Here is an 11,355-nt window from a genome sequence, read left to right as displayed (position 1 = left end):
GATCATGGGTCAGCTGCCTCGTTAGGCCGAGGTGCAGATTTGCACATTGCTAACGGCGTGGATGTTGTGAATCGTGCAGCAATGACAAACGAACCAAAATCCCTTTCCGATATCAAGATGAAGCCCTCAACCGTATTCATGCTCAACCAGCATGGTTATGAAACGGTAGAGGACATGGCTCACCTGCCGAGCGTTCAAATTCTGCGTCTTCCCTGCATGGGAGGTAGCGATTGGCGCAAGCTCGCGGCCGCTTTAGGCCGCGAGCCGTTTTCTGAACTTTCTCGGCGTAAAAAATCATAGCGGTGTTTTCCACGAGACTTCGGCCGTCACTTCGGCGCAATTTGGATAAGCGCGTTCTGGCCTTCGTCTGCTTCGCCAGCGCTCTGCGCAGGCTCCGGCCCTGTGGGCTGGAAAACTAACATGCGGGACCTCGATCTCAAGCCGTATCAGCTGAAGAAGTGACAACTTGCTTGCCGATCTTCCTGTCGCAGTCGCTGATGTATTCATCAGCCGCTCTAACGCAACGTTCCATCCACTGACAGAAGAGATCGCACTGAATCAGAACTTGCTGACGGACGTAAGGAAAATCAGATTCCTCACAAGGTCGATTTACAATCATTTCACACGCGATACTGGATCTCAACCACGCGAGTTGCGGAGAACTAACGTGCGTGACCTCTTTCTCGAAACGGTCAAAGATATCGTTTTCGAGGTTTGCATCCAGGAAAAGCATGTGAAATTCATGAGTTTGACCAAAATCGGGGTAGATCCGATCTTCATACGGCACATTCCAGAGTTTCTTGATATCATTTACTTTAGGTATCAATAGCTTGGCGACTTCCTTTGCCTTCTTGGCGATCTCCACAGATGGACGAAGATCTATTTCAAGTCGCTCTTGGTGTTGGTTTTGCGTTTGCGCGATCTGCTTCGAAAGGAAAACCACGGTGATCACTGCCGCTGGGACTGCGGCCCAACTTCCAAGGGCAGAAACCCACTCGCGCAAACAGTGTTCGTCATCCACGCCTGTGCAAACCATTTCACTGGCAAAAAGCTTAGCCGCTAAAGCAGCGCAGCAAATGCAGCAGACGGTCACAGCGGTTATCCAGCCCATCCAATAACCGCTCTCATTCAATGCCTTCATAGACCAGTGCGCCTTTCCCTCTCTCGAAATTCTATCCAGCATTTATGTGAGGTTATCATGCTCTCGGACCGCCGCGATGGCTTGATCAAGACCTGGGCGATTGCGGTTTGTGCCGCTGTAGCCATGGTCGTCGGATGAGCGTAATGCAGCCGAGCTGGAACGGCTGCACAAGAGCATCACTAGTAAAAAAGACCGTTAGTGCCAGCCATCCGCCCGCCCCAGCCCTACGGCCCAATATGAAAGAGCGGGCCGGGGCGGGCTAACCGTTGTGGATGTAGCGGTTTTGACACCAAGCCGATACACCGATCGCCCGTCCCTTACGATCCTATTGCAAGCTTATATAGGCTTCGCGGATCAGGCGGCATATCTGCCTTCCTCGATCCTCTTAGCTTGTCCTAGCGCCGTCAGACTTTCGAGCAGTGGCTCAACTGCCGTTGATCTAGCTCGAATGAATTTACGAGCAATTTGCTCTGCTGTCGCTTCCCCCACTTTTGCCAACTCTTGCCGAACGGCAGCGATCTGTTCTGGCAAAGATTTCGGCCAAGCAGCCTTTTGAATGCCCATGATAGGACCAATGTCGAGCTCGACTTGCTTGTCTTTTGCTGTCGCTTGACCCGCTGGGTCTTGATATGCAGGGCGCATCCAGTGAACCTTGCCAAGTCCCTCGCCTTCCGCCCGCTCTGTATTCAGGGCGACAAGACGACCGAGCACTTCTTTATCTGCCAAGTCTACAGGCCATCCGTAGGCGTCGGCCACTGCCGCGTCGATCTGCTTGTGCAACATATGGAGTACGCCCACGAGGCCTTGATCGTAGATTTCCTTGTCTCTCCCTTTGATAGCCTCGCCCGCGCGAAGCTTCTCAAGAACATTATACATCTGCGTCAGGGTCAGTAGCGGGTGTGCCGCCTGTTGCCGCTTCCTATGCGCGTCCAGCTCCTCACCTAACTGGCGCAGAAGCGTTTGCTGTTTGTTATCAAGGGTCGGAAATGGAAACGGATCGAAACAGGCTGACTTGTTGTATCGTGGCCGGTCTTCGAGTGTTCCACCGCTATTCAAGCACCATGTAACATGGAATCTGGACGACAACACCGATAGATGCTCCCCTTTGTCTAGGGCAAACATCACGGTTGTGCTATCTGCGATCGTGTTGGATGGAGCGAACACGAAAATCCTGTTGGACGCTGTTAAGGACGTCACAATCATTCTTTTAAGGCTCTTAAGCGCAGGCCGGAATGTGTTGCGGGCCTCTCCATAAACCCACCAACGTTCACGAACCGACCGTCGACTGTTTTCAGTACGCTCTGGTAAAACGGTATCCGATAGGTGCTGGAAAACCATTGGGTGTTTACTCTGAAGGTCTGCCAGCGTCAGGTCGCAAACATCAATAGCAACTTTTGGAGACTGATTTCTCTGTATTCCCAATCCACCGAGCCAAGGCTTGAGAAGCTCCTTCGATGTCTTCTCGTCGTTAGCAATTCGAGCGGCCACAGGGGGATCAACGAGGAAGCCTTGTCCCGTCAGCTGATACCCGACACATGCGATGCCTGAGTTCGACATCAGCGGTTTCGCAGAAAGAATGTCCACCCCGATACGCAGATCCGAATAGATCGTGCCAGTGCCTTGCGAAAACACGCATGTTATCCCTTCACTCTCATTACCGCTCTCTATCTCCTTCGAAATTTCGAGCAAGCGGCCTTCTCGCTGGCCTTGAGCTCCTACAGACATCGCAATTCGAACGGCCGCGCCGTCGGAAGCGTCGATCCATGGATGATCGGGGATCGCAAACAGCAATGACAATGGTTTTTTCGCATCTGTAAGATGCCTGGCTGTGATGGCTCGATTAAAGCTTTGCTTGATCGAGTTCGTCGTAATCAGGCCAAAGCGACGTGCGCCGCTTTTTCCTTTGGAATTATAGTCTCGGGCACGATTGGCGGCTTTCTCCCACCAATACATGACGTAGTCCGCGTTCTCCGGAACATCTGGATAAACAGAACGCAATGCTTCAAGATAGCCATCTGCATATGCTTTTCGGATATTCCGAAGGCCTATGAAGGGAGGGTTTCCTACAATGAAATCAGCCTTAGGCCAGACGGTCGCTGAAGGCTTGGTATAAAGGAAAACCGGCACTCTTGCGTTCTGATCGGGAACATCTTCGCCCGTCACAGCATGCTGTGTTGTCGTTACCCCATCCCAACGAGTGACAGGACGATTGTCTGAATCTAGCAGAGGGACGCGATCCTCCCAATCCAGCACCGCATCAGCGTTCTTGATGTTTTTGAAGTCTCGTAGCACCGGCTCAGCAGGGGCGGCTGTGCCGTGGGTACGGAAATGCCACTGAAGATAACCGATCCAAAGCACCAACTCTGCAACGTTAGCGGCCCAAGGGTTCAACTCTATGCCGAGGAACTGGTGCGGATCAACAGTGATGAGGGGCTTGGTATCCCCTAGTTCCTGAATAAGAGCTGTCACCTCGCCCTCAAGTCTCTTCATCATTTCAAGCGCGATATAGAGAAAGTTTCCTGATCCACATGCGGGATCGAGAACCTTAATTTCACACAGATGAGCATGAAAATTGCGGACAAGACCAAGTGCTTCTGGCCTCTTTCCATCTTCAGTGAGGCGTTGAACCGCAGTTTGCACATCGCGCCAATCTTCGCGAAGCGGCTCGATAATAGTCGGCGTTACCAGCCGCTCGACGTAACTGCGCGGGGTGTAGTGCGCGCCGAGCTTATGACGCTGTTTCTTATCGATAGCTCGTTCGAGAAGTGTCCCGAAAATCGCAGGCTCGACCTGCTTCCAGTCTGCTTCCGCTGCCTCGATCAACAGCCCAAGCTGCAAACTATTGAGAGGGAGCGCATCGGCATTCTTGAAAAGCCCGCCATTGAAGCGCTTGAGGTCTTGCATCAGAACCTGGGAAAAGCCGCCCGTATTCATGACTTCCCATAAGCCCTCTAGGGTAGGCTGCGCGTGCTCTGGATGACCGCGTAGCTTCTTGAGCAGCTCCTGAAAGCTATCCCGAGGGATAAGCTCGACGTCCTCAGCAAACATAGAGAACAAACAGCGCATCAGAAAACGAGCTACTGTCTCGCTATCATGGCCTTGCCCTTCGAAGCTCTTTCCAAGCTCGGCAAGGTGAGAGGCGATCTCGCGCGTTACCTCGGCCGCTTTCAGGGAAGGGTCGAGACTGAAAGGATCAGTCCAAATGGTGCGCAGAAGGTCGCGAGTTTCGTCCTTTCTTAAGTCATCGATGAATATGCGGTATCGGTTGCCATCGGGAAACTGGTTGTATCCCTGGCCATGCTTTGAAAAATCGGCGTACAGTTCGATGACGTGGCCCACGTCTACAATTATAAGGAACGGTGGCCACCCATCTTCTCTTGCGACAGCCCGAGCATAGTTGTCTGCTTGGTTGCGCGCTTTGAGCATGGTGTCGTCCCACGCCGCTGTGCCTCGGACACCGTGACCTATCCGTTTCTGTTTACGTTTGGGGATACCATGAGCAAGGTTGCCTGCTCTATCCTTCTTCTGATCAACCCCCTGTTTGGTTTCCAAGATGAAGTGACCGCCCCGATACACATCAATGAAGCCAGTCGATCGCTTATGTGTAGCAAAATTAACTGGCCGTTCGAAACGGTAGTGATCGTTGCTATCGTCATCGGTTGCAGGGTTAGGCCGTTCGACGGCGAGCAATTCAGTTAGTTCAATTACGAACAACTGATAATTTGCATGCTCGCTCCCGCCTGTGGTTTTCCATCTTGCTATGAATTCATCAACAGTCTGCTTGCTCAACGAAAAAACGCCCCCATCACCTTACTTAGGTCGGTATCAACGCACGGTTTTGTCAATTATTCGTTTGCATTCAACCAATACGTTCGCAATTCTTACTATATATATGATCATATATAGAAAGAGTCAGCATGGACGCATTCGAGCAACTGGTTAGCGACGCCCTTTGGAGCAAGGGCTGGTGGTCGCAAACCGAAGTGAAGGTCGACCTTTCCAAAGAGGAAAAGAAGGAGATCGGTCGTCCCAGCTCGCCCCGTTGGGAGCTTGACGTGGTTGCTTACGAACCAACAACCAACACGCTTCATGTTGTCGAGTGCAAAAGCTACCTCGACAGTACAGGTGTTGCCGCCCGCGATATCATTGCACCCAATCTGGAAAAGCCCCAACGATACAAGCTTTTTACCGATGCACGGTTGCGGAAAGTGGTGCTCAAGTGTCTTGCTCTACAATTCACTAAGACAGGTGCCTGTGCGCCAAATCCCGTTGTTACGTTAGGATTGGCTTGTGGGCGCTTCAAAAGTGCGACTGACCGCCAGCAGCTCAGCGACCACTTCGCCAGTCAGGGGTGGGAGTTGCTCGATGACGAATGGCTGCGATCGCATCTCAGGAAGATGGCGAAGGGAAGCTACGAGAACAAAACCTCGGCCGTTGTCGCGAAGCTAATCCTCCGAGGAGAAGACAATGGGTGATCTGATTGTCAGTGCGGTTTCTCCGCCAGGCATAATGTTCTCGGCCGGTGAAACGTCTGCCCGACGTTTTATGGAGTTTTTTACCGCCCAGATACGCAATCCGAATACCCGAAAGGCGTATATAGGCCCAGTCGGCCCGAAGCTGACGTTTCACTTTTCATGATGTAGTGCGCAATCTGAAAGACCTTCTCGATAGCGTCGGCCAGATCGAGAGAGGCTTGCCGTACATCCGAGGGTATTGAGGGGTCCGCTGCCAACGCACGAAAACCCTGCCGGAGCTCTTCGCAGGGATCAGCGACCTCATGCACCTTCGCCAATAGTTGCTGTCTTGAAGTCATCGTTCATCCGTCCGGTCTTTTGCTTTGTGTTCTAAAGCATATTGTACGGGATATTAAGGGTTCCCTGATGCAATACGGGGATGATCAGACGCCCGCGCCCTTCAACGCAGCCGCTCCGTACAGAAGAGAATGCGCCCCTGCAAAGCGGGCGCGTGCGACGCCGCGACCCTAGCCAGCCGCAGTTGCTGTTCGATCCCATGCCCGTGCGGATCGAACCATGCCTTGCCAGTCTCGTCGCGCGCCCGCCAATCGGGCCGGAATGGTCATGGGATATCAAGTGGGACGGATACAGGATCGCGGTCCACCGCGAACCTGATCGGGTTCGCATTATCACGCGGGGAGGCCATGACTGGACACACCGCTTTCCGGGTATCGAGGCGGCCGCGCTTGCGACCGGACCGGCGACGTTCATCCTCGACGGCGAGGCCGTCATGCTGGACGAACAGGGCCGCTCGGATTTCGGACTTTTGCAAAGCTCGCTCGGCGGGCGAGGCAGCACCGCGACCGCGGGGCCTGCCATCATGTACGCATTCGACATACTGTATCTCGATGGTCACGATCTGACGGGCGTCGAGTATGCGAGCCGGCGACATCTTCTCGATGACCTGCTGGAAGGCGAGGGCGGCGGCATTCGACTATCGGAAGAGTTTCACGCCGATCCCGCTTTCCTGCTCAAGCAAGCTTGCCAACTTGGCCTGGAAGGCATCATCGGCAAGCACCGGGACAGGCCTTATCGATCCGGTCGAACGGGCGACTGGATCAAGGTGAAGTGCATCAAGCGTGAAAGCTTCGCGATCGTCGGATATGAGCCGTCATCTTCGGCTCCTGACGGCTTCTCCAGTCTCCTTTTGGGCGCAAGAGCAGGGACGGACTACGTTTATGTCGGTAGCGTTGGAACCGGCTTCAAATCGGATCAAATGCGAGATCTGCGATCGCAGCTCGACAAGCTGAAGGTGAAGAAAACAGCGTCTGGACTTAAGAAGGGCGTGGTTTCGACCAGGCCGACGCTCGTTGCTGAGATCGATTTTCGAGGATGGACGAATGACAGGAAACTTCGTCATTCGTCATTCAAGGGCATCCGTGACGACGCGGACGCCAGCGACATCTACTCAATTCACAGTGAGGAAGACGATCCGGGCTTGTGAGCTCGAATGCGGAATGATGTTATCGGCTGTCTCGACATGATGTCGCGGCTCTCCTCCGGCCATGGTGCATTACCCCAACTCGCGTCATGGCCGGACCCTCTTATATTGCACCATTCGCACCGGGAGCACGATGGAAAACCGCGCCCCGAAGAGCGCGGCTTTGCCTCATTGAGGCTTGTTGGCGTTTCCGGCCTTGCCATCGAGCTCGACCTGATAGGTGAACTCGACCTTGGCGAGGAGCGGAAGCATGATGGCGATGGAGAACTTTAGTTGGCCCTTATGGGCCAACTTCGCGATTTGCCGGTTGATGAACTGGCGAAGGCGACGGCCGGTTTTCTGGCAGAAGGTTACGAGCGTTTTCATGAGGTGATCCTCCTTGGTGGTTGTGCGTAATCGCGAAGCTCGAATACGGCGGGAGCCGCCGAGTGCATCGCGCAGCGATCGCAACGGAGCGAAGCAGAGAGGAGAACCCCTTGGGGTTGCACGCAAAGGCGGGGCCTGCCGTATCGTGCGCAGCATTAGATTACGTACAGCCAGCAAGGAGAGACCGGTAAACGCGGCCTTCGTAGCCCCGGCCGTCGCCTTTGCCTTCAACCGGCAAATCGCTATCCGACCGCAAGGGCGGATCTCCATCGCCATCATGCTGCAGCGTGGTGGACACACATCAGGACGTCTCCGGCCGGAAACGCCAACAAGCCTCAATGAGCCGACCCGCTTGCGGGGCGTCCATCGTGCGGGGGAAGGGGAGTTTGAGGGGAGGGGCCGAAGGGGGCCCCCTCATTGCACTCGCTGGCCGCTCAACGCGGTCAGCAAGTGCGCGCTTGAGGCATAACGGTGGAACTGATCAGCGCGACAGGAACCTGCTCAAGCTCAGGCCTGCCAGCAGGATGTAGGGCGGAATACCAAGTGAATAATGCCCGCAGTTCAGTTCCAGGATGTGGGGCGAAGCGCCGACACTCTCGAGCCTCTGCATAAATCGGGCAGAGAGATCGGGCAAAACGACTGTGTCTCGTTTCGCGAGGACGATGTGAAGCCTCAAGTCCGGTCGCGCTAGGTTTTGCGCGTAGTTCTCCAGATTGAGCGGTCCCCACGCTCTTCTGAGATCGTTCAGCTCGATATGGGGCGCAAGGCTCTTGTGAATGGATCGTGTCGCGCGCCCTGTCCAAACCATATCCGCGAGGCTACCGGCTGCCAGAAACAGCGAAGCTTTCGACACAGCGGGCTCGTGCGCCGTGATCAATCCTGCGACCCAAGAGCCCAGGCTCGTGCCGAGAACCGAAATCTCGCGGTAGCCTTCGCTTTTCAGCCAGCCAATGACTTTCCTTCCGTCGAAAACGGCTTGCCTCATGGATTGGAGCGTTCGCCCGAGATTGGCGCTGAGGATGTAGTCGGCATACAGCGACCCGAGACGGCTACGCTCGAAATGATAGGGCATCGCGATCTCGATCACGGTGATGCCCCGCTTTGAAAAAAACGTCGCGATATGGGCATTGCGGGCGTCAGCATTCCAATGATGGAAGATTACCAATGCCTTTTTGCTGGACGCGCTTTCAGTGATTTTTGCCCAGACGGTATTGTTCTCGTCAACGTCCGTCGCGATGTCGGACGGGAACTTGAGCCATCCGTCTTTTCGGTCAAAACCGTCAGCGCTCCCGCTCGGTCGCTCGAAGAAACCCGCATCGGAAGCGGCCTTGTCGGCAAGCAAACAAAATTCTTCCAGAGATGCGGTATTGTGCGCGTCGGGAAAGGCGCGATCGGCGTCGATCAGGAAAGGCGTTGTCTTCTTGGCCTCGTCACCACGCTGCGCGCGCCGTTCGTCCCAACCATCAAGCCAGCTATGAAACACGTTGATCGCTTTCTATCTCGTCTGCGCGCCATCGCCCGAACTCCGGATCGAAGAGGGCGTATGTCGCAACCAGTGTTACGATACCAAGGAGGATCGAGAAGCCGTCAAAGGCATCGATCAGCATGTAGGATGCAAATAGCAACGCAACCACTGCCGACATCCTCCAGAGCGGCATGTGGAAGCGCCTTGCAAACCGGATCGAGCCGTACAGAAAGCCGACACAGGCGGAGATCGCGACCAACAGACTGCTGAAATGCGTTGGCATTCTGTAGTGGAAGCCACTGCGGCCATTTGCGTATCCGTCAAAGACAACTGAGATATCGTTCACGATCCAAGTCACGATGTCCTTGCCATTTGAGGCCAAGTAGGCGCTTTGCAGCTTCATGCAGATGGCGATCATAATACCAATAGCGGTGCACCGGAATATTCCCTCCATCACTCTTAAGGCGATTGCACCGGCTTCCTGCTGAAATTCATCGGGCCGGAGCAATGTTACCCCTTCAATCGTCCAGAGGTCATGGAGGATCGTATGAAGGAGAATAAGGCCAGCAAACAGCAGATAGAAGCACAGGCACATGTAGAGATAGGCAAGACCTGTCAAGACGATCGCCATTGGCACCGAGATCACCTCGGGCCTGATGATCGCCAACGTGCCCCAACTTGTCGCGTAGTCGCCACCGCCCTTTAGCAGCGGTATCAGATCCACCGCGGTCCACTGGAAGATACCGGCGAAGGGAATGCAAATGACGAAAACGGCCCAGTAGGAATAGGAATAGGCTTTGAGGTAACGGTCCCACTCAAGGCTGCTTTGGATCTTGTCGCCATGGCCCGCCAGCACCATCCGTCCATTGTTTTTCCAGTAAACCAGAAGCTCCGTGACCAGCACGAAAAACACGGGCAGGAGGACCATGAAGAGAAAGGTCCAGTTGGGTGCCCAAAGGAACCCGACCTGCTTAACAATGCCATCGGCCCGGGTGTAGATCGCGCTGTGTATGCCCAGGATATAGGCCAAGAACCCGAGAGCCGACGCGCCGGCGAAGACCGAAGCGGGCAGATTCAGGGGCGAGCCGCGCGTGAAGACCGCTTCCGACATTCGGCCGAGACTGAAGCGCGGCTTTTGGGTCTGCGCATCGCCTTGCGCCGCATAGACGATTTCGACGGCCTCGAGGTCGGGTAGAGAAACATCAGGAATGCGATCGAGACGGCTATCTGTTTTTTTGGAATCCCGCCTCTTGGCGACCAATCGGGATTGAGCCGCGCTGAGCTCCATCTGCCATTCGCTCGTCGCTTGCTTATCAGCGCATCCGAATACTCTCGCAAGCCAGCGGATGTTGGCGGCGCTCACACCCTTGTCGTTCTCCTGAAACCAGAGCTGGACCGTTCGCAAATCGACGCCGACATGATTGGAATCTATCTGCGAAATGGCTTCGGCTAGAAGTTCTGGCGTCCACGGACCCGATGGAAAGCCGTCGCGGTCCAGCGGACGTCCAGCCCCCGCAGCGGCAAGGTCCTTGAACAGTTCCTTGAAATCACGCCCATCCTTGGGGGGCGCGATGAAAAACTTTCCGTTCTTCTCCAAAGGCTTACCGGCGTTGATTTCGTTTCGTTTCGTGGAACTTCGTAGTGTATCGTGCCTTCATCCGCAAGCAGTGGTCTACGCTTGGACGCTCATAGATCAGTGAGTTGTTCAGCCATGATAGATATGTCGTCATCCGATCCACGCTCATTCCGTCATCGCACGCACAAGGCCCTTGTGTGCAAGGAGACCCTTGAGACATGCCTTGAGGAGTTGATTGATCAGCACATCGCCACGCTCCACGCGATGGCAGACGCCGCTCAGTCTGACGACGCTCTGATGAGGCAAGAGGCGGAAAGCCGACAGGCAATCCTCCATTACAGGCCGCAGGGTGAGAGCGAGGTGAATGAGAAGCTGACCTATATCGCAGCTTACATCCTTAAGACCGGCAATGCTCTGACGCCCCAGGAAATGGATTTGCTTCTCGGATCTCCACGCCGGATGTAAGCGATCCGGTCGTCCTGGTTGAGGACGATCACCAGCCGAGATCGGTCTCGGTAAAGTCGTTGCCCTTGTAAGCGATCTTCGTGCGGTAGGCTCTGGCGCAGGCATAGGTGAAGCAATCGCCCATATTCAGTTTTGCCGGGTGATTGACGATCTTCCCGAACTGCTGTGCAGCGTCGAGCGCTTTCGTTCCGACATCACCAGAGATCATGGCCTCCTTGGCTTCAAGGTCCGCAAAGAACTGATCGACCATCCTTCGCGCCGTGGCGAGCATGTCAGGGGTCGTAGGCCGGTCGCGGCCTGTCGCTTCGGCCATGCGCCGCGTCAGCGAAAGCGAGGCTTCCATGCGAACCACGGCCGACACGTAAAAGGGGCCGCCATGCTGCTCAA

11 protein-coding genes are annotated in these 11,355 nt (G+C 54.9%); 5 read left to right on the top strand and 6 right to left on the bottom strand.

Features of this window, described 5'->3' with window-relative positions:
- The first annotated feature begins 39 nt into the window (after positions 1 to 39).
- Positions 40 to 300 (top strand): hypothetical protein, encoded by a 261-nt coding sequence (locus RRU01S_RS22685; protein ID WP_327787163.1) that lies wholly within the window; start codon positions 40 to 42, stop codon positions 298 to 300.
- 136 nt (positions 301 to 436) lie between these two features.
- Here the strand turns inward: RRU01S_RS22685 and RRU01S_RS22680 are convergent, their stop codons facing one another.
- Both RRU01S_RS22680 and RRU01S_RS22675 read right to left on the bottom strand, forming a co-directional pair.
- Entirely contained in the window at positions 437 to 1,141 is a 705-nt protein-coding gene (locus tag RRU01S_RS22680; protein WP_045232511.1) for a hypothetical protein, read from the bottom strand.
- A gap of 354 nt (positions 1,142 to 1,495) precedes the next feature.
- A complete protein-coding gene (locus RRU01S_RS22675; protein ID WP_045232510.1) occupies positions 1,496 to 4,930 on the bottom strand; it encodes a class I SAM-dependent DNA methyltransferase in 3,435 nt (1,144 codons plus the stop codon).
- Positions 4,931 to 5,058: 128 nt separating this feature from the next.
- Here RRU01S_RS22675 and RRU01S_RS25090 point away from each other — a divergent pair, with 128 nt between their 5' ends.
- The 3 genes from RRU01S_RS25090 (at position 5,059) to ligD (ending at position 7,099) form a co-directional block, all read left to right on the top strand.
- On the top strand, positions 5,059 to 5,616 hold the full coding sequence (locus RRU01S_RS25090; protein ID WP_052816213.1) for a hypothetical protein: 558 nt from the start codon (positions 5,059 to 5,061) through the stop codon (positions 5,614 to 5,616).
- Positions 5,609 to 5,779 (top strand): hypothetical protein, encoded by a 171-nt coding sequence (locus RRU01S_RS26270; RefSeq protein ID WP_165572266.1) that lies wholly within the window; start codon positions 5,609 to 5,611, stop codon positions 5,777 to 5,779. Before RRU01S_RS25090 ends, RRU01S_RS26270 begins: the two co-directional genes overlap by 8 nt.
- A 255-nt stretch (positions 5,780 to 6,034) precedes the next feature.
- Positions 6,035 to 7,099, top strand: a complete 1,065-nt coding sequence (gene ligD / locus RRU01S_RS22660; protein ID WP_108722716.1) for a non-homologous end-joining DNA ligase — start codon at positions 6,035 to 6,037, stop codon at positions 7,097 to 7,099.
- A gap of 165 nt (positions 7,100 to 7,264) precedes the next feature.
- On the opposite strand, the gene RRU01S_RS22655 is transcribed toward ligD, so the two are convergent.
- The 3 genes from RRU01S_RS22655 to RRU01S_RS22645 all read right to left on the bottom strand — a co-directional run bounded on the left by RRU01S_RS22655 (position 7,265) and on the right by RRU01S_RS22645 (position 10,524).
- Complete coding sequence (locus RRU01S_RS22655; protein WP_045232508.1) at positions 7,265 to 7,462, bottom strand: hypothetical protein; 198 nt, start codon at positions 7,460 to 7,462, stop codon at positions 7,265 to 7,267.
- Between the two features lie 481 nt (positions 7,463 to 7,943).
- Positions 7,944 to 8,945: an RcgR family putative quorum lactone hydrolase gene (locus RRU01S_RS22650; protein WP_045232507.1), complete on the bottom strand. Its 1,002-nt coding sequence runs from the start codon at positions 8,943 to 8,945 to the stop codon at positions 7,944 to 7,946.
- Complete coding sequence (locus RRU01S_RS22645; protein WP_045232506.1) at positions 8,935 to 10,524, bottom strand: RcgA family putative transporter; 1,590 nt, start codon at positions 10,522 to 10,524, stop codon at positions 8,935 to 8,937. The genes RRU01S_RS22650 and RRU01S_RS22645 overlap by 11 nt, the downstream gene beginning before the upstream one ends.
- 114 nt (positions 10,525 to 10,638) lie before the next feature.
- Between RRU01S_RS22645 and RRU01S_RS22640 the strand changes: the two genes are divergently transcribed.
- Positions 10,639 to 10,968: a hypothetical protein gene (locus RRU01S_RS22640; protein WP_045232505.1), complete on the top strand. Its 330-nt coding sequence runs from the start codon at positions 10,639 to 10,641 to the stop codon at positions 10,966 to 10,968.
- Between the two features lie 28 nt (positions 10,969 to 10,996).
- Here the strand turns inward: RRU01S_RS22640 and RRU01S_RS22635 are convergent.
- A partial coding sequence (locus tag RRU01S_RS22635) for a type II toxin-antitoxin system VapC family toxin (protein ID WP_045232504.1) occupies positions 10,997 to 11,355 on the bottom strand: 359 nt, incomplete at its 5' end.

The organism is Agrobacterium rubi TR3 = NBRC 13261 (assembly GCF_000739935.1).
Taxonomy (GTDB): Bacteria; Pseudomonadota; Alphaproteobacteria; order Rhizobiales; family Rhizobiaceae; genus Agrobacterium; species Agrobacterium rubi.
Note: the sequence above shows the minus strand (reverse complement) of the source record. Positions and strands in the feature narration are given on the sequence as shown.